Below are 24,411 nucleotides of genomic sequence, written 5' to 3' on the forward strand. Positions count from 1 at the left end.
GGCGATTACGGCATCGCCCCCTGGAAAAGCAGTGGGCGAGGCCTTAGAGCAGGTCGTTTTCGGTCAGAAAGTCATGCGCGACCTTTTCGATGTTCTGATCGTCGACGTCTACACGACGGTTGAGATCGATCAGCGTCGAGTCGTTCAAGGTGGCGGACATTTCGTTGAGCACGGATCGTAGATCGGGATGTGCGTCGAGCGTTTCCTCGCGAACTACCGGTGCTAGCTGATAGACCGGGAAGAATTGCTTGTCGTCGTCGAGCACCTCGAAGTCGAAAGCGCCATTGCGGCCATCGGTAGCAAAGACCAGTGCCACGTCGACTTCGCCGTCACGCAGTGCGTTGTAGGTCAGCCCTGAATCCATGCGCTTGACGTTCGAGCGTGGAAACCGGAAGTCGTAGGCTTTCTGAAGCGGACGCAGGCCATCGTCGCGGGCATAGAACTCGGCATTGGAAGCAAGTGTCAGGTCGGCGCCGTCGTTCATGGCCTCGGCCAGGTCCGAGAGGGTGTGGATGTCACGTTTGTCGGCATCCGCCTCGCGCATGGCGAGCGCATAGGTGTTGTTGGTGTCCGAGGGATTCAGCCAGACCAGCCCTTTCTCGGCGTCCAGGCGCTTGGCGGTGGCATAAGTCTCGGCGGCGTTGTCGGGTTGCGGCTGGTCATGGAACAGGATCACCGAATTGCCGGTGTATTCCCAGTAGAGATCGACCTGGCCGTTTTTCTGCGCCTGGCGTAGTACCGAGGTGCCAAGTCCGTCGCGTTTCTCGACAGAGTAATCGTTGGCTTTGAGCAGTTGGACGGTAGCCGAAGTAAGAATTAGATGTTCGGTGTAGTTGAGCCCGCCAACCACGATGGGGTCGTCTTGCGCATGTGCCGTAGTGGCGACGACGGAAAGACTCAGTCCCAAGGTTGTAAGTAGTGTCTTGAGGGGGTGTTGCATGGCAGCGACATACCTCCGCTGTTATAGAGTGTTATCAGATGCGATTTCCATCGCCATCCACAATAACGCACCCCGCTGCCGGGATTGATGAGAATCCATGATGCCTGCGATTTTGAACGCAAACAGATGACAAGGTATGCGCCATGATCGGATAACGATCAGTGGCTGGGGGAAGAAGTATCCGTCGAAGACGTGCCGTCGACGTTTGGCGGGGTGACCTGATCGGCATAGCACGGCGAAGACGCGGGTGTGTGATCGCCGGCCTCGCGGTCTTCGTCTGCTAATGCCTTGAGCAGCATGTCGCGTAGCAGAGGGAGGTGTGAATGCTCCGGTTCTCGGGAGGCGGTCAGCAAGGTGAGCGTGCCTTCGCGCGTCCAGCGCATGAGGGGTAGCAAGACGTCGGGATCGTCCTCGACTTCCCAACGATAGCGATGGCTGAACACGGTGTCGTTGAGCTCTCCTTGGTGCCAGGAGCGGCGCAAGCCGTTGGAGGGTGAGGCGTCGCGGTACCAGTCGGTGAGGTGCAGCGATTCACGGCGCTTGCCGCGTGGCCATAGGCGATCGACGAGAACACGGGCACCATCGTTTTCCTCGGCGGCCTGATAGATACGTTTGAGTGCGATCGTATACGACATCCCAGCGCTCCTTCGCTTGATACGTGCCCTTTGCCAGATGGAAATGTCGACCTAGGTGATACGATAGGAATAGACCATTTCGGCCAGAGGACCACGCCCACCGGCCAAGGTGAGCGACAAGTCGTGAAGCCCCTCCCAGACGGGTAACGCCGCGGCGCCCTTGATGGCCAGGTCCAGGCGCTGTGCGAACAATAACAGCTTGTGTAGCCGCTTGAGCGGCATCCGCTTCAAGGCCTGCTGGTAAAGCGGACGCCGCTTGTCGGGGATCGGCGGACGCTGTGACTTGCAGGCGTGATCGAGGCTTTGCCCTTGATCGAGATGTTGCGCCAGCGAAAGGAAGATGCGCAACTCGCGCGTCAATGCCCAGAGTACCACCGGCGCTTCGATGCCTTCGCCGCGCAATCCGCTGACGATGCGCGAGACGCGCACGCGGTCGCCGCGCAAGCAGGCGTCGATCAGCGTGAAGACATCGTAGCGTGCGTTGTCCTCCACGCCGCCGGCAATGGCCTGGGTATCGAGCCGGGCATTGGGCGGATTGAGTAGCGCCAGCTTCTGCAGCTCCTGGTCGGCGGCCAGCAGGTTGCCTTCGGTACGCTCGCCGAGCAGACGTGCTGCGTCCATGTCCATCGACAGCCCATGACGGCTCGCGCGATCTCGCACCCAGAAGTGCAGGCGCTGGTGATCCACTGGCCAAACTGGGACGAATACGCCGAGCTTGTCCAGCGCCTTGAACCAGGCGCTGGATTGCGCGCGTCGGTCGAGACGCCCGCTGCTGATCAGGAGGATGTCGTCGCTGTCCTTGGCCTGTCGGGCGTAGGCGTCAAGTGCCTTGGCACCTTCTTGCCCTGGTGACTGGCTGCCCAGGCGCAACTCGATGAGCTTGCTCGAGGCAAACAACGACATGCTCGCTGCCGACTCCGTGAGCCGTCCCCACTGAAAGCCATTTTCCACGTGGAGTACCTCGCGTTCCTCGACACCACGCTGGCGTGCCGCGGCGCGGATAGCGTCGCACGCTTCCATGTGGATCAACGGCTCGTCGCCGGCGACGATGTAGACTGGCTGGAGGCGCTTGCCGAGCGCCTCGTCGAGCTTGTCGGGAAAAACTTTCATGGCGTCTCAAGCGCGCGCAGACGGTCGACGAGTTGCCGCGCCGCCTCCCGACGCAATGAATCGAGCGCTTCGTCGTGCAGTTCGTCCTGCGACAGCAGATTGTTGTTGTCGACGCTCAGCGTGGTGCTGGCCTCGAGAGTCTGCTGGTCGAGCAGGTAGGCGTTGTCTTCGCTGCGCTGTACCGAGAACGGCACGCTGAGGGTCAGGCGGCGTTCCTGATTCCCGCTGACTCCCTGAGTCAGGCGTGTCTCACGGACCTGCTCCTCGCTCAGGTTGACGCGTAGCGGGGCGTTGTCCTCGAGCGTGGTGCCGGTGCCTTTCAGCGCTTGTTCCACGGCGTCTTCGAAGCGTCCGTCGGGGGAGGACAGCGTCAGCGCGGGAATGTCGAGCGCGGCAGCGTCGAGCCCGCGCAGTTGAAAACCGCACCCGGCGAGCAATGTCGTCAGGGTCAGCAGGAGCAGAGATCGGATGATGAGCGAACGGCGCTTCACGCAGGCCTCCTTGAGGGCTTGGGCCCGCCCCTATGAGGAGCGGGCGTATGGGCCGAGTCAGTTGGCGACGATATTGACCAGCTTGCCGGGCACGACGATGACTTTACGCACGGTCTTGCCCTCGGTATGGCGACGTACGTTCTCCGCCTCGAGCGCCTGGGCCTCGACAGCTGCTTTGTCGGCCGCCGCCGGGACCTCGAGACGAGCCCGTAACTTGCCGTTGACCTGCACGGCGAGCTCGACGCTGTCCTTGACCATCGCTGCTTCGTCTGCGACTGGCCAGTCGGCGTCGATGACCGGGGTCTCATGCCCCAGGGCTTCCCATAGCGCATGGCAGGCGTGCGGCACGATCGGCGCCAGGATCAGCACGCTGGTTTCCAGTGCCTCGCGCAGCACCGCCAGGCCTTGTGGCGAAGTGTCCTCGAAGCGGCCGATGGCGTTGACCAGTTCCATGACCGCAGCGATGGCGGTGTTGAAGGTGGTCCGGCGGCCGATGTCGTCGCTGGCCTTGGCGATGGTCTCGTGGGTCTTGCGGCGCAACGTCTTCTGTTCGTCGTTGAGCGCGTCGACATCTAGCGTGGCGGGCGTGCCGGCGTCGAGATGATCGGCGACGAGTTTCCAGAGTCGCTTCAAGAAGCGGTGCGCGCCCTCGACGCCGGAGTCCGACCATTCCAGCGATTGCTCCGGCGGCGCTGCGAACATCATGAACAAGCGCACGGTGTCGGCGCCGAAACGGTCGATCATCGCCTGCGGATCGACGCCGTTGTTCTTGGATTTGGACATCTTCTCGATGCCGCCCATTTCTACCGGCTGGCCATCCTCGCGTAGCACGGCGCTGACGGGGCGGCTCTTGTCGTCACGCTTGACGTCGACATCGGCAGGATTGAACCAGTCCTTATTGCCGTCGGCGTTGTGACGATAGAAGGTCTCGGCGATGACCATGCCCTGGGTGAGCAGGCGCTGGAAGGGCTCGTCACTCTCGACCAGGCCGAAATCGCGCATCAGCTTGTGAAAGAAGCGCGCGTAGAGCAGGTGCAGAATCGCATGCTCGATGCCGCCGATGTAGAGATCCACCGGCAGCCAGTAGTTGGCGCGTTCGTCGAGCATCGCTTCCATGTTGTCGGCACTGGCGAAGCGCGCGTAGTACCAGGAGGATTCCATAAAGGTGTCGAAGGTGTCGGTCTCGCGCGTCCAGCCCTCGCCGAGATCATAGAAGTCCGGCATCTTCTTGAGCGGTGAGCCGGAGGCGTCGACCTCGACTTCCATCGGCAAGGCGACCGGCAGTTCGTCATCGGTGAGTGGCACGGTCTGGCCCTCGGGCCCGTATTTGACCGGAATCGGTGCACCCCAGTAACGCTGACGCGCTACGCCCCAGTCGCGTAGACGGAAATTGGTCTTCCGCGTGCCTTGTCCGTTGGCTTCTAGCTTGGCGGCAATAGCGTCGAAGGCCGCTTCGAAGTCGAGCCCGTCGTACTCGCCGGAGTTGATCAACTTGCCGTGCTCGGCATGTGCGCCCTGGGACAAATCCGGCACGTTCCCCTCGGCATCGGCAATCACCGGTTCGATGGCGATGTCGTACTTGGTGGCGAATTCCCAGTCGCGCTGGTCATGGGCGGGCACGGCCATGACCGCGCCGGTGCCGTATTCCATGAGCACGAAGTTGGCCACGAAGATCGGCACTTCGCGACCCGTCAGCGGATGAAGCGCCTTGTGGCCGGTGTCCATGCCTTTCTTTTCCATGGTCGCAAGCTCGGCTTCGGAACTGCCGGCGTGCTGGCACTCCACCAGGAAATCGGCCAATGCCGGATTGTCGGCGGCCGCCTGCTTGGCCAACGGATGGCCGGCGGCCAGCGCCATGTAGGTGGCGCCATAGAGCGTATCGGGACGCGTGGTGTAGACCACGAGCGGGTCGGCCTGACCGGCGACATCGAAGGTCAATTCAACGCCGGTGGACTTGCCGATCCAGTTGCGCTGCATGGTCTTGACCTGTTCGGGCCAGTCGACCTCGTCCAGATCGGCGAGCAGCTCGTCGGCGTAATCGGTGATCTTGAGGAACCACAGGGGGATTTCCTTGCGCTCGACCAGCGCGCCGCTGCGCCAGCCGCGCCCTTCGATCACCTGCTCGTTGGCAAGCACCGTCTGATCGACGGGGTCCCAGTTGACGGTCGACATCTTCTTGTACACCAGGCCTTGTTCGACCAGCTTGGTGAAAAACCACTGTTCCCAGCGGTAGTAGTCGACGTCACAGGTGGCGAATTCGCGGTTCCAGTCGTAGGCGAATCCCAGCGCCTTGAGCTGACGGCGCATGGCGTCGATGTTGTCGTAGGTCCAGGCCCCGGGCGGGACCTGGTTCTTGATCGCGGCGTTTTCGGCAGGCATGCCGAAGGCATCCCAGCCCATGGGCTGAAGGACGTTCTTGCCTTGCATGCGTTGAAAACGCGAGACCACATCGCCGATGGTGTAGTTGCGCACGTGCCCCATGTGCAATTTGCCGCTGGGATAGGGGAACATCGACAGGCAGTAGAACTTCTCCCGGGTCGCGTCCTCGACGGCCTTGAAGCACTGGTTGGTTTCCCAGAAGGTCTGGGCGGCGGATTCGGTTGCGTGCGGCGTGTACTGTGCGTCCATCGGTTTGATCTGGCACCTTGCGTTAGGCTTGGCTTGAAGCGGATAACGCCCGGCCTCGCGATATGGTAGAACGGAGCTGGGCGGGACGTTGTCCGTATGTTACGACAGGCCGTCAGGATACCCCAGTCATGCGCCTACAGGTAGGGGCATGGCGTCGACGACAGATCAGGAGAAGCGTTATGAGCGAACGTCACGATCAAGAGCATCGTCTGAGCCGCGCCTATGAGCGGGTTCTCGGGCGTCTCGAAAAAGGTGCTGGCGATCTGTCCTGGGAGTCGTTGCAGCGCGAAATGGACGACGCCATCGAGTTCGAGGCGGAACTCGAGACCTACACCAAGGATGAATTGGCCTTGCTGCGTGCCTGGGTCGAGCGCGATATGCGTGACTTGCGGGGGTTCCTGGCGCGAGGCGGCGAGGGCATTGCTACCTGGCTGGGCATCGATCTGAGTACCATTTCGCGGCGAGTCACCGAGGCGCTGTTTTCCATCGCTGACCGTACCGCCGTCGACCGAGCCCGCTTCGAGGACGATCTCGAAGCGGCGCGCGCGGATTATGTCGAAGGTGAGATGGCCGTGCCCGGCCGTATGCGTTGCGTACACTGTGACGCGGAAGTCGTGCTTGAATCGATCACCCGCCTCGAGCCCTGCCATCAGTGCGGGCATCGTTACTTCGCGCGGACCAGTAGCTAAATAAGCGCGGAATGCAAAAGACGCCGTATTGGAAAGGTGCGCTGCATGCGCAAGCCTTGGAAAATACGGCGTCGCTATCGGGTCAGTTCATGCGCATGGAGAGTGACTCCGAACGCTCTTCCCAATCGTCGTCTTCATGCAGTGAGCGCCTGGATGATTCTGGCAATTTCAGGCCACCCCACAACGCCAGCAGTGAGATGACAAGTAAGTAAAACGCGGGTGAAAGAGAATTGTCTGTCACATCGATTAACCAGGTCGCAATGAGCGGGGCCGTGCCGCCAAACACGGTATACGCCACGTTATAGCACAGGGCAGAAGCCGTATAGCGTACGCGGGTGGGGAATTGTTCGGAGAGCAGTACGGCGGTGACGACGTTACAGACGACAGCCCCTATGGCCATCATGATGGCGCCCAGCATGGCGCTCCACAATTCTCCGCTACCGGCCAATAAGTAAGCAGGGAATACCGCAATCATGAGACTCAACCCCGCAGTGAGTATCGTTCTGCGGCGGCCCACCCAGTCTGAATAGCGTCCAATAATCGGACATAGAAAAGCGGCAAAGATCAAGGCTCCCAGACTAGCCAATAGAGAAGCCGTGCGCGTAGCGTCACCTTCCACCTTCATGTAAGTCGTAAAATATGTCGTGAACATATAAAACGATAAAGCCGTGGCCGAGATGAAAGCGCCCAGGCAAAGCAAGGTGCGGCCATGTTCACGGATAGTTTCCCGCAAGGGGGCGTGGTGAGTCACTGGCTGGGATTTCAGCATCTGAAAGATGGGCGACTCATCCAGCCGTAAGCGCATATAAAGACCAATGAGTCCCAATGGCGCTGCGATTAGGAAGGGGAGCCGCCATCCCCAGTTCTGTAATGTCGCCTCTGACATGACAAGGTCGATGCAATACGCAAGCCCGGCAGCTGTGGCAAAGGCCACGAACGTTGAGACAGGAACAAAGCTGCCGTAGCGTGCTTTCTTTTCTTGAGGAGCGTGTTCCATCACAAACGCGCAAGCACCTGCATATTCGCCGCCTGCTGAAAATCCCTGCAGGCAACGTGCCAGGGCTAATAACAACGGCGCGAGTAGACCGATGCTGGCATATGTAGGCAGTAGTCCGATCACTGTCGTGGAGCCTGCCATCATGATGACGGTTATTGAAAGTACTCGCTTGCGGCCTATCTTATCCCCGAGCATGCCGAAGAAAAGTCCTCCAAGAGGCCTGAGAGCAAAAGAGACGGCAAATACTGCGAAGGTTTGTAGCAATGCAAGAGTTGGGTTGCCAGGTGGGAAAAAATGCTGGGAAATGATGACCGCGAGAAACCCATATATCGCAAAGTCGAACCACTCGACGAAGTTGCCGATGGCTGAAGCAGCAATGACTTTTTTTAGTGTGGCGATATCGACATCGCCAATGTCCTGAGAATTTGAAGACGGAGGTGTGGACATGATGGCACTCCATGCGAGATGAAAGGCGAGATTGTTGTTAGAGCCCGTGCCTTTGGAGTACGACTAAAGGCCTATAACCCCGTCGACGATAGCCTGAGTCTTTGCCTATAAAGGTAATGTAAGCGACTGCTATATAGCTGGAAGCGACGCGCTTATATGCGCGTAAGACGACGGTGCGTCCCATGCCTACGCGGCATGAAACACATTCCGGTTGCGTTTAGTGGCTCCCAGACCAAGCATAACGAATGCGCTGCGGTGGCCTGTTACGAGACTTTCTGGTCAGTTCGTTGGGAGGGCAATGTGAGTTGGGTCTTAGGGGTCAAATAAATCTCTGGTCTGTCGATTCCAGGAACGTCACTGTAGGGAGTTGGAAGTGGCCTTGTACGCTGCTTCGACGCTAACAATACTCGCCGGGGAGGTTTCCCATGACGCAACCCAACGTACTGGTCCTGATGGCCGACCAACTCAACGGCACGTTGTTCGAGAACGGTCCTGCCGATTTCCTGCATGCCCCCAATCTCAAGAAGCTGGCCAAACGCTCGGTCAACTTCAACAATGCCTATACGCCGAGTTATTTGTGCGCACCGGGGCGGGCTGCTTTCATGTCGAGCCAGTTGCCGAGCCGCACCGGGGTATATGATAACGCTGCAGAATTTCCCTCCAGCGTGCCCACCTGGGCGCATCATCTGCGCCGTGCCGGCTATTCGACCTGCCTGTCGGGCAAAATGCACTTCGTCGGCCCCGATCAGCTCCACGGCTTCGAGACGCGCCTGACCACCGATGTCTATCCCGCCGATTTCGGCTGGACACCGGACTACACCAAGCCGGGCGAGCGTATCGACTGGTGGTACCACAATCTGGGCTCGGTGACCGGAGCAGGCGTTGCCGAGATATCCAATCAGATGGAATACGACGATGAGGTCGCCTTCCATGCTGAGCAGAAGCTGTACGATCTTTCGCGCGGTCACGACGAGCGTCCCTGGGCACTCTGCGTCAGCTTCACCCACCCGCACGATCCTTATGTAGCACGTCGCAAGTATTGGGATCTGTATAACGACTGCGCCTATCTCGAGCCGCAGCAAGGCCCAGTACCGTTCAAGGAACTGGACCCGCACTCCCAGCGTGTTTTCGAGGCCAACGATTATACTAAGTTCGATATCCAGCCTCAGGATGTGCGCAACGCGCGCCAAGGCTATTTTGCCAACATTTCCTATGTCGACGATAAGATCGGCGGCATTCTGGATGTGCTCGAACGCACGCGCATGCTCGACAACACGATCATCGTGGTCTGCGCTGACCACGGCGACATGCTTGGCGAGAAGGGCCTATGGTTCAAGATGAGCCCCTATGAAGGTTCTTCGCGTGTACCACTGATGCTTTCCGCACCGGGGATCGAGCCGCGCAATGTCGACGACCCTGTGTCGATCGTCGACATCAACACCACCATTGCCGACTTCGTCGGGATCGATCTGTCCTCGATCGCGCCCTATACCGATGGTCAGTCGTTGCTGCCTCTGGCCAAGGGCGAGAAGCGTGATGCACCGGTATACATGGAATACGCCGCCGAGGGCAGCTATTCGCCGATCGTGACGATCCGCGAGGGTAAGTGGAAATTCAATCACTGCGAGATCGACCCGCCGCAGCTGTTCGATATGGAAGCCGATCCGCTGGAACAGCACAACCTGGCGGAGAATCCCGACTACGCTGAGAAGCTGGCCGAATATCAGGCCAAGGTGCACGAACGCTGGGACATGGCCAAGTTCGATGCCGATGTGCGCGCCTCCCAGGCACAACGTCTGCTTGTCTACGAAGCACTGCGTAACGGTCATTACTATCCTTGGGACTATCAGCCGTTGCAGGATGCTTCCGAGCGTTACATGCGTAACCACATGGACCTGAACGAGGTCGAGGAAGCCCAGCGTTATCCGCGCGGTGAGTAAGACGATGGCGAATCACATCGTCTGAGCCAAGTCGGCAAGCAACATGAACGCCTGTGCCAGTCCGGTACGGGCGTTTTTCATGCATGCAGGATGGTTTCTCCCAGTGCCAGTGTCCCTGTGCCAGGCAGGTGTCAGGCAATGGCAAGGAGGCGCGATTGATCGTTCGGCCTCCTTGGGCACGGGAAAAGTTTGATATCGTCACACCTCGAAGCAGCGACCATGACGAGGAGATAGGTATGCACGACGAGGAGCTGCCCGATGCGATGGCGGCGATGTTGCTGACCGGGCATGGGGACATCGACAAGCTGGTCTATCGGCAGGATGTGTCCGTGCCGAGGCCCGCCAAAGGCGAGGTCCTGGTGCAGGTGACAGCGACAGCGAAGAACAATACCGACCGCAAGGCGCGAGAAGGGCTTTATCCGACCAAGGACAAGGGGGATACGACCTCGTTTCAGATCGGCGGTTCCCCGACACTGACCTTTCCGCGGATTCAGGGTGCCGACGTGGCCGGGCACGTGGTCGCTGTCGGCGAGGATGTGAGCGCCGAGCGTATTGGTCAACGTGGGCTGCTGGACTTCAATATCTATGCCGATGACCGCTCCGATATCAATCTGACACCCGACTATTACGGGCATGGCGCCGATGGTGGCTTTGCCGAGTACATTGCCGTGCCGTCGGCGCAGTTCCACACAGTGGACAATCCTGAGCTGGCCGATGCCGAACTCGCGGCGATGGGTATGTGTTCCTATCAGACCGCACTGCACATGTTGAACGCGGCCAACGTCAAAGCCGGGGAGCGCGTACTGGTGACGGGCGCCAGCGGCGGAGTGGGCACGGCACTGATTCGGCTCTGTCGTATCATGGGCGCGACGCCTTACGCACTGAGCCAACCGGACAAGGCAGAGGCACTTCTAGCGCTGGGTGCGGAAGCCGTGCTGGACCGCTCGGACATGCAGGATTTCACCGAGAAGGTGCGAGAACTGACGCAGGATCAGCCCATTGACGCGGTCATGGACTTGGTCGGGGGCGAGATGACCGACCGCTTCATCGACACCATGATCTTCGACATGAAACGTCGCACCACCAACCCACGCTTGAGCATCGCTGGGGCGAGTGGCGGTAATATCAGCGAGATCATGTGGACGCGGATTTATTTGTATCAGGTGCAGATATTCGGCGTTTCGCACGGTACACGCGACGAGGCCGAACAACTGGTGGCCTGGATTCGCGCGGGCCAGTTGAAGCCTGTCTTGCACGCGGCCTTCAAACTCTCCGAGCTGCACGATGCCGAGCGCTATTTCGTCAGTCGCAACAGCAACTACCTGGGCAAGATCGTGGTTGTCCCGGATTCGCAGTGGCAAGAACATGGCGCGCCCTACGCGCTGAAGGAAGAAAAATGAGCGAAGAACTGACACTGCAACTGATCGACCTGCATGCCGGCGGCGACGTCAGCCGTATCGTGACCGGGGGTATCGATCCGCTGCCGGGCAATACGGTGCGCGAGAAGATGGAGTACCTGCGCGAGGATGCCGATGGCCTGCGTCGGTTGTTGCTCAGCGAGCCCTATGGCATTCCCGAGATGTCGGTGGATCTGCTGGTTCCCGCCAGCGATCCGGAGGCCGAGGTGGGCTACATCATCATGGAGGTGATGGGCTATCCCATCTATTCCGGCTCCAACACCATCTGCACCGCCACGGCCGTGCTGGAAAGTGGCCTAGTGCCCAAGCGCGAGGGATACCAGCGCTTCATCCTGGAGTCCGCGGCCGGCCTGGTGCATATCGAGGCGCGGGTGGAAAACGGTGTGGTGGAGGGCATCACCTGCGAAGGCTTGCCCAGCTATATCGATACCTATCGAGCCAGCATCCATGTGCCTGCGGTCGGGGACGTGACCTACAGCGTCGCCTACAGTGGAGGCTTCTACGCGATGGTGGATGCCGCCGAGCTGGGCTTCTCGTTGAACCGGGACGAGGAGGAACGGTTGGCGGAGTGCGCCCATGCCATCGTCGAGGCGATCCAGGCAGAGCGAGGCTTCTCGCACTACACCCTGGGCGATGTGGGGCCGTTGCCGTTCCTGCATTTCATGGGACCGGTCGAGCAGGTCGCGGACGGTTTTTTCCGCTCGCGGTCGACGACCTATGTGCATCCGGGGGTGATCTGTCGCAGCACGACCGGTACCGGCACTTCCGCACGCTTGGCCCTGATGCACTACGAAGGTTCCCTACAGCCGGGGGACAAGCTGGAGACCATTTCGCTGCGTGGTACAGGCTTCATCGGCGAGTTCACCGGCTCCCGGCAGGAAGGGGACCATCAGGTGGCCGAGAACACCATCACCGGGAAAGCCCATGTGCTGGCGCGCTCGGACATCGTCATCAACTGCAACGATCCGCTGGTGGAGTGCGGCAGCCTGCATCATGTCCTCACCAGTGGGCATCGCAAGGCCGAGGTGGCACTGCCGGCCACCGAGGAAGTGTCACCGGCCGACTAGGTCCATTCCGGCATGACGCGTGGATTTCACCACGCGTCATGTCGCGATAGGGCGTTGACCGAGACGCCTGCTACTGGCGGCGCCGCCAACGCAGCCCGGGGATGAGCAGCAACAAGGCCAGCAGCCACGTCGGCCAACTGCCGGTGCGCGTGAACAGGGTCAGCCCTTGCATGGGCTGAACCTCGCCGCTGATGCTGGCGGTCTCGAAGCGCGGGGCGCGCTGAGTGACATGCCCCTGAGCGTCGATGATGGCGGTGACACCGTTGCTGGTCGCGCGCAGTACGTAGCGGCCATTCTCGAGCGCGCGCAATTGGGCCATCTGCAAGTGCTGGAGCGGGCCAATGGAGTTCCCGAACCAGGTGTCGTTGGAGACGGTGAGCAGCACGTCGGCATTGCGCGCACGTTGGGCGACCAGGTCGGCATAGATGATTTCGTAGCAGATCGCGCTGCCCAGGCGCATACCGGCGGCCTGGATCGGTGCCTGATCGGAGTCTCCAGCGGTGAAGCTCGACATGGGCAGATCGAAGAAGGCGATGATGCCGCGCAGCAAGCCCTCCAACGGTAAATACTCCCCGAACGGTACCAGGTGCTCCTTGCGATAGTTGCCTTGGCTGTTGCCCATCCCGATGACCGCATTGTAGTAATCGCCTTGGTCGTCGCGCTGAACGATACCGGTCAGCAGGGCGGTATCGGCGGGAAGCGTCGCTTGGACACGTTCGAGCACGGGGCGAGCCTGGGAGGCGAACATCGGCAGGGCGGTCTCCGGCCACACGATCAGGTCGGTGTCGTCGTCCTGGTCGCGCGTCAGTTCGGCATAGGTGTTAGCGGCCTGGCGTTGGCCCTCGGGACTCCATTTCGAGAGCTGGGGGAGGTTGCCTTGCAGCAGGGCGACTTGCTTGGGGTCGCCTTGCGGTGATGTCCACTGGGTGGGCATCACCAGCGGTAGGCACCACATCGCGACGAGCGGCACCAGCGCCCACAGGCGACGCTGCAATAGCGCGACCAGCAAGGTGCCGCTGAGAGCGACGATCAACGACAGCAGGTAGACGCCACCGATGGGCGCCCACGGCGCCAGCGGCGATTCGACATGAGCACTGCCGAGCAGCAGCCAGGGAAAGCCCGAGAACGCCCAGGTACGCAATGCCTCGCCGAGGACCCAGACGCCCGCGAAGGTGATCACGGACCATCGCGCGCTCGTGAAACGCCGATAGACACCGAACACCACGCCATAAAACAGCGCCAGGGTGACCACGAATAGCGCGGTGAGGAAGACCGCTAGCGGGATGCCGGTGTAGCCGTAGTCATGGATCGAGACATAGATCCACGACGTGCCTGTACCGAAGAGCCCCACGCCGTAGCTCCAGCCGCGCAATGCCGCCTGGCCGGGCGTCAGATCGTGAAGACCGTAGAATACCAGGGCAACGGCGACGGGACCGAGCCACCACCATTCGAAGGGGGTGAAGGTAAGCGTGGTGAGCGCGCCGGCGAGCAGCGCGACGAGGTATCCCATCCAGGGGCGATAGGTGCGGTTAGACAGCATGAGGCACTCCTTGTCGAAGGGGCCTCTTATAACAGAGCACGGCGCTGTGGGCCATGCCGCACCCTCGCCGGCGTCGGTTTAATGCTTGTCGCCGTCCCCTGGGTCTTCGGCATCGTCTTCGGGGCAGGGCGCTACCTGCAAGAGGCGGATACGGCGGTTGTCGGCATTGAGTACGGTGAAGCGCCAGGTGCCCAGGTCGGCGTATTCGTTGCGTCGCGGCAGATGCCCGAAGCGCTGCATGACCAGACCGCCGACGGTATCGAATTCCTCGTCGGGAAAGACCGTGTCGAAGCGTTCGTTGAAGTCCTCGATGGGCGTCAGGGCGCGAATCGCATAGGTGCCGTCGCCCAGGTCGCGAATATCGTCTTCTTCATCTATGTCGTGTTCGTCCTCGATGTCGCCGACGATCTGTTCGAGGATGTCTTCGATGGTCACGATGCCTGCGGTGCCACCGTATTCATCGACCACCACCGCCATATGGTTATGGGTGTCGCGAAATTCCTTGAGCAGGCTGTTGAGGCGTTTCGACTCGGGAATGAACATCGCCGGGCGCAGGATATCGCGTAGCTGGAAGCGTTGGCGCTCGGCGTCGCTGAGCTTGAGCAACGGCAGGAGATCCTTGACCAGTACGATGCCCAGTACCTCGTCGAGGTTCTCGTCGATGATCGGATAACGAGAGTGCGCGGTCTCGAGGATGATGGGTAGGCAGTCCTCGGGGCGCTGGTCGACATGCAGGGCGGTTACCTGGGAACGCGGGATCATCACCTCGCGCGTTTGTTGATCGCTGATCTGGAACGCGCCTTCGATGATGGTCAGCGCATCCTGGTCGAGGCGCAGTCGTGTGCCGGCCTCACGCAGGAAGGTGAGCAATTCGTCTCGTGAACTCGGTTCATCGGAGTCGTTGGAAAAAGCGTTCAGCAGTTTATCCAGCCAGGATTTGCCACCCTGGCTGCTCGATCGGTCTTCGCTCATGCGATAGGTCTCTCGTTCCTCATGGACGATAACGCGGGGATGATAAAGGGCGTGCACGGCCATGGGCCGAGCATCGCGGGGCGTCGAGATGGGTGCCAGGCGGGGGGTCACTCGGCATAGGGATCACCGATCATGAAACCTGCCAGTAGCTCGCGCTCCAATGCTTCCATCTCTTCGGCTTCACGCTCATCTATATGATCGTAGCCGAGTAAATGCAAGGTGCCGTGGATCACCATATGAGTGTAGTGATGGGCCAGGCGCTTATCCTGTGCGGTGGCCTCTGAGACGACGACGTCGTGGCAGATCGCCAGGTCGCCAAGCAATGGCAAGGACATGCCGGGCGGCGCATCAAACGGGAAGGAAAGCACGTTGGTAGACTTGTCCTTGTCGCGATAGTCGCGATTGAGCGTCTGGCTTTCTTCAGGGGAGACGAAACGCACGGTCATTTCCGTACGCGCCTCATCGGGGTGGCGGGCGAAAACGGCGCCCACCCAGGCCTCGAGATCGGCCTGGGTGGGAAGCGAGGTTGCCGTATCAATGGCGACCTGACGGTCGATGTCGGGGATCATGCGTTTGCCGGCTCATCGTTATCGCGGCGTGTGTCGTTTTTCTCGTGCTTGGCCTGTACAAGCCGTTCTTGGCGGGCGCGTTCCTGCTCTTCCTCGTCGCTCTCGAAGGCATCGTAGGCTTCGATGATACGCTGGACGAGGGGGTGGCGGACCACGTCCTTGGCAGCGAAGTGCGTGACCCCGATCCCCGCGGTGTCCTTGAGCACATCGAGGACTTGGATCAGCCCCGATTGATTGCCGCGCGGCAGGTCGACCTGGGTGATGTCGCCGGTGATCACGGCCGTGGAGCCGAAGCCGATACGCGTCAGGAACATCTTCATCTGTTCGCGCGTGGTGTTCTGGCTCTCATCGAGAATGATGAAGGCATTGTTGAGCGTGCGCCCGCGCATGTAAGCCAGCGGTGCGATCTCGATCACTTGTCGCTCGATCAGCTTGCCGACCTGCTCGAAGCCCAGCATCTCGTAGAGCGCGTCGTAGAGCGGGCGCAGGTAGGGGTCGATCTTCTGTGCCAGATCGCCGGGGAGGAAGCCCAGGCGCTCGCCGGCTTCCACCGCCGGGCGCACCAGGAGGATGCGCCGTACTTGTTGCTGGTTGAGCGCCTCGACCGCCGCCGCGACCGCCAGATAGGTCTTACCGGTGCCCGCCGGGCCGACCCCGAAATTGATGTCGTGATCGTGAATGCTGGCGACGTAGGTCTGCTGGTTGTGACCGCGTGGCTTGATCAAGGTACGTGGCGTGCGGATGAGCACACCGCCCTCGTCGAGCGTTTCCTCATCTTCTTCCAGTGACTCGAGGTCGGATTCCTGCAGGAAAAGGTGCACGGTGTCCGGTGTCAGCTCATTGTCTTCCGTCTCACGGTAGAGATGTTCGACGACATTGGCGGCCGCCTTGACGTGCGGGCCAGGGCCTGCGAGCTGAAAGGTGTTGCCGCGATTTCGCAACGTCACGCCCAGACGCGACTCGACGAGCTTGAGGTGTTCGTCCTGCTGTCCGCATAGGCTTGCCAGACGCATGGGGTCGTTGGGTTCGAGTGTCAGCGTGAGGATGCGATGTGCCTGCGAAGTGTTCTGGCTCAACTCGAGGAGGTCCATGGGTTGGAAGTGTGGATTCAGCTTAGCGCCCCGGACAATGCCGGGGCAATGATCTTGCGCAAGGATTCGTCACTATAGCAGACAAAGACCGTTGGCAGCGCCTCAATAGCGTGCCGGAGAGGCCAGATCGCCACGCAGGGAGTTGGGTAGCGCCTCGGTGATCTCGACATCGACGAAGTAACCGATGAGCTCGGTCGGGTTGGGTGCGCGGAAGTTGACGACCCGGTTGTTCTCGGTACGACCGGAGAGCTGGCCGGGATCCTTGGGTGAGAACCCGGTGACCAGGATGCGCTCGGTCTGGCCGACCATGCGCCGTGAAATCTGCATGGTCTGCTGATTGAGACGTTCCTGCAGGATCGCCAGACGCTGCTTCTTGGTCGCTTCCGGCGTTTCGTCTTCCAGATTCGCGGCCGGGGTGCCCGGGCGCGGGGAATAGACGAAGCTGAACGAGGCGTCGTACCCGATGCGCTGGATCAGATCCATGGTGTTCATGAAGTCTTCTTCGGTCTCGCCGGGGAAGCCGATGATGAAATCCGAGGAGAAGCTGATGTCCGGGCGCAGCGCGCGAATGCGCTCCAGCTTGTCGACGTATTCTTCGACGGTATGACCGCGCTTCATGGCCGCCAGGACACGATCCGAACCGGCCTGCACGGGTAGGTGCAGGTGGCTGACCAGTTCCGGGATCTCGCCGTAGGCCTCGATCAGGCTGTCGGAGAACTCCACCGGGTGCGAGGTCGTAAAGCGGATGCGGTCGATGCCTTCCACGGCGGCGACACAGCCGATCAGCTCGGCGAGGTCGATCTCATCGCCCAACTGGTTCTCGCCGCGATAGGCGTTGACGTTCTGACCCAGCAGGTTGATCTCGCGCACGCCTTGATCGGCGAGATGGATGACCTCCTCCATTACCGGCTCGAAGGGCCGCGAGACTTCTTCGCCACGAGTATAGGGCACCACGCAGAAGGTGCAGTACTTCGAACAGCCTTCCATGATCGAGACGAATGCGGTGGCACCGTCCGCCGTGGGCTTGGGAAGGTGGTCGAACTTTTCGATCTCGGGGAACGTGACATCGACCATCGAGATGGTCTCTGCCCCTTTGCTCGAGTCGACCATGGTCGGCAGCCGATGCATGGTCTGCGGCCCGAATACCATGTCCACGTGGGGAGCGCGCTTCTGAATGTTGCCGCCTTCCTGACTGGCCACGCAGCCCCCGACACCGATCACGAGATCGGGATTGTCGGCCTTGAGCTTCTTCCAGCGCCCGAGCTGGTGGAAGACCTTCTCCTGAGCCTTCTCACGGATCGAACAGGTGTTGAGCAGGATGACATCGGCCTCCCGCTCGTCGTCGGTCAGCTCGAGTGCATGCGATTCGCCGAGTAGATCCGCCATGCGTGCGGAGTCATACTCGTTCATCTGGCAGCCGTGGGTCTTGATGAAGAGTTTCTTCGCCATACCGATCCGGTCGGTGCGTCGAACGCCCGACATATGTCCGTGATTGGGAGTAAGTAAAAGCGTGGCCTTTAAGCATGGCCCAGCCGCTTGTCCAGGATAAGACGTAATATTATACGGATTGACGACACCGTGGGCCAGTCTTGCGCCTGTGTCGAATCGTCCGCGATGATACCGAGGCTATGATACGCTAGCGTATCTCGCGTGAAGTGCCTCGTGGAGGTACGCTGCGGACAGTCAAGATCGACTTCGGATTGCGAAATTGTCGTGTCCGATGAGTCGGTTATCACGCGACGAAAAGTGGTCAAAAATTGCACGATTTGTCGCTATGACAGACATTGCGGTGGTCTCGCCGCCGTCAAGGTCAGGTTTTCCCAAGACTTATCCACAGAATGTGTGGATGGTCGCCTACCGAGTCGCGACAGGAGGTCTTCTCGGTTGGGCGATGCAATGCGTGGAGCAGTACGTGCTCGTGAGCCGTTTGTCATTCATGAAGAAGCCACGTTATGTCTAGAATCAAACCTCTGATGCTGAGCTTGGTCCTCGGGGCCTGCGCTTTTAACGCTCATGCACAAGACGATGGGCAGTACTGGGTCTCGGACACGTTGCCGACCTACGTACGTAGCGGTCCCACCGAGGACTATCGTATCGTCGGTACGCTCGAGAGCGGCGATCCCGTGACGCTGCTTGGGCGTCAGGGCGACTATAGCCACGTCCGTGGTGACGATGGAGATGCCGTCTGGATTCCCAGCCGCTACCTGCAAGACTCGCCGAGTGCCAGCTCGCGCTTGCCCGAGTTGCAAACGCGTGTGGATGAGTTGACCTCGAAACTCGACGGTATCAATGAAGAGTGGGAACAGCGTGTCAATGATATGAAAGCCACGCTCAACGAGCGGGCGCAACGTATCGAAGATCTGGAAGCGCGCAATGACGAATTGAATACGGCGTACAGCGATGCCCAGGAAACCACGCGCGAGCTAAAGGCGCGACTCGATACGCAGGAACAGGATCTGTTGATGCGTTATTTCATCTACGGTGCCGCCGTGGCCGGAGCCGGTTTGCTGGTGGGGTTGATCGTGCCGCACCTCCCGCGTCGGCGTAAGCGTCGCAGTGGCTGGTTTTGATGATGTGTCGCATGTCGCAGCCGTTTGAACGATGGAAGATAGAAAGAGAGGCATTAACGACGTATGGCGACGGATGAGTGGCTGGAGCGCTGGGAAGAAGGCAGGATCGGGTTCCACCGGCCGACGCCGCATGACGCCTTGAAGCGCCACTGGCCATCACTCGGGGCGCAGCCCGGTGGCAAGGTGCTGGTGCCCCTGTGTGGCAAGAGCCTGGATATGCGCTGGCTGGCCGAGCAGGGGCATCCCGTGCTCGGTCTGGAACTCTCGTCGCTGGCCATCGAGCAGTTCATGGCCGAAAGCGAGGCGCCGATATCACGCTACACGCAAGATGCTTTCTCGTGCTGTCGTCAGGGTAGTATCGAACTCTGGTGTGGCGATTTCTTTCATTTCCATACCGCGCAGGCCGAGGAGTTGTCGGCATTCTATGATCGCGCGGCGCTGATCGCGTTGCCTGAGGCCACCCGGCAACGCTATGCCTTTCATTTGGCGCAATTATTGTTACCCGGTGCGCGGGGCTTGCTGATCAGCTTGATGGACATGCACTCGCCCGAAAGTGGCCCGCCGTATTCGGTGGCCGATGACGAAGTCGAGCGTTTGTTCGCGGCGAATTTCGAACTGACACACCTGGAAACGCGGCCACCGGATGACGTTGGCAAGCAGGAAAGCGTGTGGTCGCTGATACGGCGTGGGCCGCGACTGGCATGACCGCCTGTCGCGGCTCTGGCGTGAGTCAGTTCTTGAGCTGGCGGGAAAGTTCGGGGTCGCTGAAGGCGCGCTGCAAGGCGTTGCTCAGCAGGTCGCTGACCATGCGGTTGTTGGCGTCCCAGTCGGGCTTGATGGCGAAGCTCTGTTTGCGCTTGGCTGTGTAGGTGCCGGTATAGGTGCCGCCATCGTTGGCGACCTGGGCACGCAGCACCGCCTGTAGCTGCGCGGCGTCGAGTAGCGGCGCATCAGCCTCGCCGGGGGCGTAACTGAGATCGGCGAGCGTCAACGTTAACGTCGCGTTAGCGTTACTGTCCTCGGCGAGTGAAAAGCCCATGCGGTGCAAGGCCTGTTCCGCCTGCGTCTGTAGCTTGGGAATGACGTCATGCGCAGGAACGCGGATCGTCGATGTTGCTGCGGGTGAGCCAGAGCGCGTGCCCAGCACGTCGCTGCGGCGACCGTCCACGACGTCGAGAACGATTGCCTGCCCGTTCCCCGTGTGAGGAAGATCCGTCCCGATATCGGGTTTGACCTGAAGAATCTGGGGGCTCTGGGCGCAGCCGTTCATGAGCAGTGGCGCCATGAGTAGCGCGACGAGGGCGAACGCGGAACGTGTTCTGATGGGAATTAGCCGGCGCATGCGCATCGTGTGTCCTGAAATGAAAAGGAAAAAGTTAGTTACACCCTGGGGCGAGTATAGCGGCAGCTCAAGAGTGCGCGAAGCCCTTTTGGCGTGACCGAAGTACCCACAGGCCGATCATCGGGCCAGGCAGCATCAGCCAAGCGACCCAAGGACCGAGCGCCGTCCAGGCGGGAAGCAGCCATGCCAGGGAAGCCGCCGAGATCGCATATCCGATGGCATTTTGCAGGGTCAGGGCGCTGCCGACCAACGACGCCGGACAAGCGCGTGCCGATAGCGCCGAGAAATGCGGTGAGTCGATGACCGCGAGTAGGCTCCAAAGCGCCAGAAATAGTGCGGCCCAGAGCCCCGACATGCTACTTAGCCAAGGGTATAAGAGACAGCAGACGGCCGAGCCACTCAACCCCAATTGAGCAATGCGACGACTGCCCCAGCGCAAACTCAGCCAGCCACCCAGCCAGCATCCCGGCCCACCGATGGCGATCAGCACGAAACTACCGAGCGCCAGTTGTGCGGTCGTCAGGGTCGGTAGTGCCGTGGCCAGTAGAAGAGGGATCAGCGCCCACAGCGTATAAAGCTCCCACATGTGTCCGAAGTAGGCGCTGGCGGCGTGTCGAAATTCTTCGATTCGGAACGCGCCGAGGCCCGCCCAGCGCGATGTCTTGCCGGCCATCTTGCGCAAGTGGGGCGCTTCGCCGAGACGCCAGATCATGGTGCCCGCGATGAGCGCCAGCAGCGAGGCGCACCACAAGGCGCTGCGCCAACCTCCTTCCAGAGATAGCCCGGCCAGCAGATGCGGAGTCGCGGTTCCGATGACCAGCATGCCCACCAGCCACGCCAGCCCGAGCCCTGTACGTTGTGGTGCCCAGCCCACCATGAGTTTCATGCCCACCGGATAGATGCCGGCCAGTGCCATGCCGGTGACGAGGCGTAACGCCACGGCTGGCCACAGGCCACCGGCCCAGGGGAGCAGGCCATTGCTGAGGGCGCCGACCAGGCAACAGGTGGCGAAGAGGCGGCTGGCATCGCGTCGGTCGGCAATGCCGCTCAGGCCGATCATCAACGTGCCCAGAAGAAAGCCGACTTGGACGGCGCCGGTCAGCCAACCCAGATCATGGGCAGCGAGTGCCCATTCACGTTCCAGATCGCCGATCACCGCATTGGGAGTGAACCACAAGGCGGTACCGAACAGCTCGGCCAGGGCGATCCAGATGATGGGCATGACGGGACGCTCGACTTCATCCCGCACTTAAAGGCCCAGTGCGGAAGACGTCGAACGACGTGGATCGGCACCGCCGAAGAAATGCCCATCCTCGATCAGCACCGATTGTGCGGCCCCCATGGCAGCTTGCTGAGAAACATGGTGCCCCATGGATTCGAGTAGGCCGATGGTGTCTGGGCTGATGCCTTCCTCGATGCGGATCTCATCGGGCAACCACTGATGATGGATACGCGGCACGCTCACGGCGCTTTGCACGTTCATGTCGTGATCGATGACGTTCATGACCACCTGCAGCGTCGTGGTGATGATCCGAGATCCACCGGGGCTGCCGGTGATCAGGAAGTTCTTGCCATCCTTTTTGACGATGGTGGGCGTCATCGATGACAGCATGCGCTTATTGGGCTCGATCTTATTGGCTTCTCCGCCGATCAAGCCATAAGCATTGGGTGTACCCGGCTTGGCGGAAAAGTCATCCATTTCATTGTTGAGCAAGAAGCCCGCGCCATCGACGACGATACCCGAGCCGTAACTGAAGTTGAGAGTATAAGTGTTGGACACGGCCAGGCCGTTGTCGTCGGCGATCGAGAAGTGCGTGGTTTCGTTGGACTCATAAGGCAGCGGATCCCCCGCCGCGATGGCATCGCTGGGCGTGGCGCGCCCCTTGTCGATCTGCTCACGCAGCTCGTCGGCGTATTCCTTGGAGGTGATGCCATCGAGTGGTACATCGACGAAGTCGGTATCGCCCAGGTACTCGGCGCGGTCGGCATAGGCGCGCTTCATTGCCTCGGACATGACGTGGATGGTGCGAGCCGAATTGAAGCCCATCTCACCGATGTCATAGCCCTCGAGGATGTTGAGCATCTGTACGATATGCGCGCCGCCGCTGGACGGCGGACTCATGGCGTAGACGTCGTAGCCGCGATAGGTCCCATGCACGGGTTCGCGAAGCGTGGGCTGGTAGGCAGCCAGGTCCTCGGCGGTCATGAGCCCGTCGTGTTTTTCCATTTCCTGGGCGATGAGTTCGGCAGTCTTACCCTCATAGAACTCGCGCGGGCCATTGGCAGCAATGCGCTTGAGCGTTGCCGCGAGATCCGGCTGGCGGAACGTTTCACCCGCGGTGTAGAGGCTACCATCCTTTTTGTAGAACACCGCTCGCGAGGCATCCCATTGGCCCAGGCGTTCGCGTGCGTCGCGCAAGCCATTTGCGAAACGCGGCGGTATCTCGAAGCCTTCTTCGGCGAGTCGAATGGCGGGTGCTAGGGCCTCGGCGAGACTTAGCGTGCCGTACTCGTCAAGGGCCAGCGCCAGCCCGGCCACGGTTCCCGGAACGCCGGAGGCGTTGTGGGTAAAACGGGACAGCTCGGACACAGCTTCACCTTGATCGTTCTGGAACATCGTTTCATAGGCCGCTCCAGGCGCCTTTTCGCGATAATCGATGGCAATGACCTCGTCGCTTTTTTCATCGGAGATCAGCATGAAACCGCCGCCGCCGATGTTGCCGGAGCGCGGCTGGGTGACGGCCAGTGCGAATCCTGCGGTGACCGCCGCGTCGACCGCGTTGCCGCCGTCTTGCATGACGTCGCGCGCGATCTTCGAGGCCAGGTAGTGGCTGGTGGCCGCCATGCCGTGTTGGCCTTCCTGAGGATGGAAGCGCTCGCCTTCGAGAATCGCCTGCTGAGCGCTGGCGGGAAGCGACAGGGTGGCGAGTAACGCGCACAGTGCCAGACGTCGTCCATGGCGCAAGGTAAGTCGAATCATCCCGGGCCTCTCGCGAGTGGTGCGGCAATGCGGCGCCGCGTTTTTATGAGGTATTGCTTTTACTATCGAAGGCGTCGCCTGAATATGCAAGGAGTGCGTGTCCCCTCTCGAGGCGAAGTGCCGAGCACGTACAGTTACAGTGGTCGTAAATGCCATGCAACCCGATGTCGGTTCATAATGAGCGCACCAGTGACACCATACGCTCGCGTTGATCCGCATTCGGGAGCGGACCATTGGCAGCCGCGATATTGTCTGCCGCGTGCTCCGGATCGCTCGTCGCCGGTATGGCGCAGGTCACCGCCGGGTGACTGACGATGAACTTGAGAAACAGTTGCGCCCAACTCTCGATGCCGAGTTCCCGAGTCCATTCAGGCAATGACTCGCCTTTGACCCGACCGAACAGCGATCCTCTCTCGAACGGCTCGTTGATCAGGGTCGCGACACCGTTGTCGGCTGCGGCCGGGAGCAGACGTTTTGCGGCATTGCGCGTCGCGATATTGTAGTTGAACTGGACGAAATCGATCGGCTCGCGCTCGATGATTTGGGCCAGGCGTTCGTGACCCGACACGGTGTAGTGGGTGACGCCGATATAGCGGACCCGGCCCTCGTCTCGCCAGGCCTTGAGGGTGTCGAGCTGGGTCTGGAGATCGACCAGATTGTGCACCTGGAGCAGATCGAGGTGACCGCCGCCCATGCGCTCACGGGAAGTCTCCATCTCCTCGATGCCGGCTTCCTCGCCGCGTGTCCACACCTTGGTCGCCATGAATAGGTCGTCGACGATACCGAGTCGCTCCGCGAGCCGGCCGACAACGGTTTCAGCTCGGCCGTACATCGGTGAACTGTCGACGAGCCGACCGCCGCCGTTGTAGAAGTTCTGCAGTACCTTTTCCAGCGGCTGCATCGCTGCGGCGTGATCGGGGTCGACATCGAAGGTCCGCGCGGTGCCGAGGCCGACGACTGGAATGCGCTGTCCGGACGCCGGAAT

The 24,411-nt window shown here is 60.7% G+C and carries 21 protein-coding genes; 6 read left to right on the forward strand and 15 right to left on the reverse strand.

The window, feature by feature from the left end; all coding sequences use genetic code 11:
- Positions 1-43: 43 nt before the first annotated feature.
- The 5 genes from OP495_RS10800 to leuS form a co-directional block, all read right to left on the reverse strand.
- Complete coding sequence (locus OP495_RS10800) at positions 44-940, reverse strand: glycine betaine ABC transporter substrate-binding protein (RefSeq protein WP_280569147.1); 897 nt, start codon at positions 938-940, stop codon at positions 44-46.
- Positions 941-1,098: 158 nt separating this feature from the next.
- On the reverse strand, positions 1,099-1,575 hold the full coding sequence (locus OP495_RS10805; protein WP_280563973.1) for a DUF488 family protein: 477 nt from the start codon (positions 1,573-1,575) through the stop codon (positions 1,099-1,101).
- A 51-nt stretch (positions 1,576-1,626) separates the two neighbouring features.
- The gene (gene holA, locus OP495_RS10810; RefSeq protein ID WP_280569151.1) at positions 1,627-2,685 is read right to left on the reverse strand and encodes a DNA polymerase III subunit delta; all 1,059 of its coding nucleotides are present in this window, start codon (positions 2,683-2,685) and stop codon (positions 1,627-1,629) included.
- Positions 2,682-3,176 carry an LPS assembly lipoprotein LptE gene (gene lptE, locus OP495_RS10815; protein WP_280563975.1) on the reverse strand — a complete coding sequence of 165 codons (495 nt, stop codon included), beginning with the start codon at positions 3,174-3,176 and terminating at the stop codon, positions 2,682-2,684. Before lptE ends, holA begins: the two co-directional genes overlap by 4 nt.
- A 57-nt stretch (positions 3,177-3,233) precedes the next feature.
- Positions 3,234-5,804, reverse strand: a complete 2,571-nt coding sequence (gene leuS, locus OP495_RS10820; RefSeq protein ID WP_280563976.1) for a leucine--tRNA ligase — start codon at positions 5,802-5,804, stop codon at positions 3,234-3,236.
- A 179-nt stretch (positions 5,805-5,983) separates the two neighbouring features.
- Here leuS and OP495_RS10825 point away from each other — a divergent pair, with 179 nt between their 5' ends.
- Positions 5,984-6,493, forward strand: coding sequence for a zinc ribbon-containing protein (locus tag OP495_RS10825; protein WP_280563977.1), 510 nt, complete (start codon positions 5,984-5,986; stop codon positions 6,491-6,493).
- A gap of 82 nt (positions 6,494-6,575) precedes the next feature.
- On the opposite strand, the gene OP495_RS10830 is transcribed toward OP495_RS10825, so the two are convergent.
- On the reverse strand, positions 6,576-7,937 hold the full coding sequence (locus OP495_RS10830; RefSeq protein WP_280563978.1) for an MFS transporter: 1,362 nt from the start codon (positions 7,935-7,937) through the stop codon (positions 6,576-6,578).
- A 425-nt stretch (positions 7,938-8,362) separates the two neighbouring features.
- Here OP495_RS10830 and betC point away from each other — a divergent pair, with 425 nt between their 5' ends.
- The 3 genes from betC to OP495_RS10845 all read left to right on the forward strand — a co-directional run bounded on the left by betC (position 8,363) and on the right by OP495_RS10845 (position 12,362).
- Positions 8,363-9,877 (forward strand): choline-sulfatase, encoded by a 1,515-nt coding sequence (gene betC, locus OP495_RS10835; RefSeq protein WP_280563979.1) that lies wholly within the window; start codon positions 8,363-8,365, stop codon positions 9,875-9,877.
- A gap of 236 nt (positions 9,878-10,113) precedes the next feature.
- A complete protein-coding gene (locus OP495_RS10840) occupies positions 10,114-11,277 on the forward strand; it encodes a zinc-binding dehydrogenase (RefSeq protein ID WP_280563980.1) in 1,164 nt (387 codons plus the stop codon).
- Positions 11,274-12,362, forward strand: a complete 1,089-nt coding sequence (locus tag OP495_RS10845; protein ID WP_280569153.1) for a proline racemase family protein — start codon at positions 11,274-11,276, stop codon at positions 12,360-12,362. Before OP495_RS10840 ends, OP495_RS10845 begins: the two co-directional genes overlap by 4 nt.
- Positions 12,363-12,432: 70 nt before the next feature.
- Here OP495_RS10845 and lnt read toward each other — a convergent pair whose 3' ends face one another.
- From lnt to miaB, 5 genes are all read right to left on the reverse strand, one after another.
- Positions 12,433-13,902 carry an apolipoprotein N-acyltransferase gene (gene lnt, locus OP495_RS10850; protein WP_280569158.1) on the reverse strand — a complete coding sequence of 490 codons (1,470 nt, stop codon included), beginning with the start codon at positions 13,900-13,902 and terminating at the stop codon, positions 12,433-12,435.
- 78 nt (positions 13,903-13,980) lie between these two features.
- Positions 13,981-14,874 carry a transporter associated domain-containing protein gene (locus OP495_RS10855; protein WP_280563983.1) on the reverse strand — a complete coding sequence of 298 codons (894 nt, stop codon included), beginning with the start codon at positions 14,872-14,874 and terminating at the stop codon, positions 13,981-13,983.
- A 107-nt stretch (positions 14,875-14,981) separates the two neighbouring features.
- Positions 14,982-15,443 carry an rRNA maturation RNase YbeY gene (gene ybeY / locus OP495_RS10860; protein ID WP_280569160.1) on the reverse strand — a complete coding sequence of 154 codons (462 nt, stop codon included), beginning with the start codon at positions 15,441-15,443 and terminating at the stop codon, positions 14,982-14,984.
- Positions 15,440-16,519 (reverse strand): PhoH family protein, encoded by a 1,080-nt coding sequence (locus tag OP495_RS10865; RefSeq protein ID WP_280563985.1) that lies wholly within the window; start codon positions 16,517-16,519, stop codon positions 15,440-15,442. Before OP495_RS10865 ends, ybeY begins: the two co-directional genes overlap by 4 nt.
- Positions 16,520-16,636: 117 nt before the next feature.
- The gene (miaB, locus tag OP495_RS10870) at positions 16,637-17,983 is read right to left on the reverse strand and encodes a tRNA (N6-isopentenyl adenosine(37)-C2)-methylthiotransferase MiaB (RefSeq protein WP_280563986.1); all 1,347 of its coding nucleotides are present in this window, start codon (positions 17,981-17,983) and stop codon (positions 16,637-16,639) included.
- A gap of 503 nt (positions 17,984-18,486) precedes the next feature.
- Here miaB and OP495_RS10875 point away from each other — a divergent pair.
- Together OP495_RS10875 and tmpT are read left to right on the forward strand one after the other, a co-directional pair.
- A complete protein-coding gene (locus OP495_RS10875; protein ID WP_280563987.1) occupies positions 18,487-19,104 on the forward strand; it encodes a TIGR04211 family SH3 domain-containing protein in 618 nt (205 codons plus the stop codon).
- A gap of 63 nt (positions 19,105-19,167) precedes the next feature.
- Entirely contained in the window at positions 19,168-19,809 is a 642-nt protein-coding gene (gene tmpT, locus OP495_RS10880) for a thiopurine S-methyltransferase (RefSeq protein ID WP_280569163.1), read from the forward strand.
- A 25-nt stretch (positions 19,810-19,834) separates the two neighbouring features.
- Here tmpT and OP495_RS10885 read toward each other — a convergent pair whose 3' ends face one another.
- The 4 genes from OP495_RS10885 to OP495_RS10900 all read right to left on the reverse strand — a co-directional run.
- Positions 19,835-20,446, reverse strand: coding sequence for a YajG family lipoprotein (locus OP495_RS10885; RefSeq protein WP_280563989.1), 612 nt, complete (start codon positions 20,444-20,446; stop codon positions 19,835-19,837).
- 67 nt (positions 20,447-20,513) lie between these two features.
- Positions 20,514-21,668, reverse strand: a complete 1,155-nt coding sequence (locus OP495_RS10890) for an MFS transporter (protein WP_280563990.1) — start codon at positions 21,666-21,668, stop codon at positions 20,514-20,516.
- A 27-nt stretch (positions 21,669-21,695) separates the two neighbouring features.
- Positions 21,696-23,426 carry a gamma-glutamyltransferase gene (gene ggt, locus OP495_RS10895; RefSeq protein ID WP_280569166.1) on the reverse strand — a complete coding sequence of 577 codons (1,731 nt, stop codon included), beginning with the start codon at positions 23,424-23,426 and terminating at the stop codon, positions 21,696-21,698.
- A 172-nt stretch (positions 23,427-23,598) separates the two neighbouring features.
- The coding region (locus OP495_RS10900) for an aldo/keto reductase (protein ID WP_280569168.1) at positions 23,599-24,411 on the reverse strand (813 nt) is incomplete at its 5' end.

Source organism: Chromohalobacter sp. 296-RDG, from assembly GCF_029889885.1.
Classification (GTDB): Bacteria; Pseudomonadota; Gammaproteobacteria; order Pseudomonadales; family Halomonadaceae; genus Chromohalobacter.

Excerpts from the sequence above, each read along its gene's own strand:
- OP495_RS10800 (WP_280569147.1), bottom strand. The coding sequence starts at position 940 with ATGCAACACCCCCTCAAGACACTACTTACAACCTTGGGACTGAGTCTT.
- OP495_RS10805 (WP_280563973.1), bottom strand. The coding sequence starts at position 1,575 with ATGTCGTATACGATCGCACTCAAACGTATCTATCAGGCCGCCGAGGAA.
- holA (WP_280569151.1), bottom strand. The coding sequence starts at position 2,685 with ATGAAAGTTTTTCCCGACAAGCTCGACGAGGCGCTCGGCAAGCGCCTC.
- leuS (WP_280563976.1), bottom strand. The coding sequence starts at position 5,804 with ATGGACGCACAGTACACGCCGCACGCAACCGAATCCGCCGCCCAGACC.
- OP495_RS10825 (WP_280563977.1), top strand. The coding sequence starts at position 5,984 with ATGAGCGAACGTCACGATCAAGAGCATCGTCTGAGCCGCGCCTATGAG.
- OP495_RS10830 (WP_280563978.1), bottom strand. The coding sequence starts at position 7,937 with ATGTCCACACCTCCGTCTTCAAATTCTCAGGACATTGGCGATGTCGAT.
- betC (WP_280563979.1), top strand. The coding sequence starts at position 8,363 with ATGACGCAACCCAACGTACTGGTCCTGATGGCCGACCAACTCAACGGC.
- OP495_RS10840 (WP_280563980.1), top strand. The coding sequence starts at position 10,114 with ATGCACGACGAGGAGCTGCCCGATGCGATGGCGGCGATGTTGCTGACC.
- OP495_RS10845 (WP_280569153.1), top strand. The coding sequence starts at position 11,274 with ATGAGCGAAGAACTGACACTGCAACTGATCGACCTGCATGCCGGCGGC.
- lnt (WP_280569158.1), bottom strand. The coding sequence starts at position 13,902 with ATGCTGTCTAACCGCACCTATCGCCCCTGGATGGGATACCTCGTCGCG.
- OP495_RS10855 (WP_280563983.1), bottom strand. The coding sequence starts at position 14,874 with ATGAGCGAAGACCGATCGAGCAGCCAGGGTGGCAAATCCTGGCTGGAT.
- ybeY (WP_280569160.1), bottom strand. The coding sequence starts at position 15,443 with ATGATCCCCGACATCGACCGTCAGGTCGCCATTGATACGGCAACCTCG.
- miaB (WP_280563986.1), bottom strand. The coding sequence starts at position 17,983 with ATGGCGAAGAAACTCTTCATCAAGACCCACGGCTGCCAGATGAACGAG.
- OP495_RS10875 (WP_280563987.1), top strand. The coding sequence starts at position 18,487 with ATGTCTAGAATCAAACCTCTGATGCTGAGCTTGGTCCTCGGGGCCTGC.
- tmpT (WP_280569163.1), top strand. The coding sequence starts at position 19,168 with ATGGCGACGGATGAGTGGCTGGAGCGCTGGGAAGAAGGCAGGATCGGG.
- OP495_RS10885 (WP_280563989.1), bottom strand. The coding sequence starts at position 20,446 with ATGCGCCGGCTAATTCCCATCAGAACACGTTCCGCGTTCGCCCTCGTC.
- OP495_RS10890 (WP_280563990.1), bottom strand. The coding sequence starts at position 21,668 with ATGCCCATCATCTGGATCGCCCTGGCCGAGCTGTTCGGTACCGCCTTG.
- ggt (WP_280569166.1), bottom strand. The coding sequence starts at position 23,426 with ATGATTCGACTTACCTTGCGCCATGGACGACGTCTGGCACTGTGCGCG.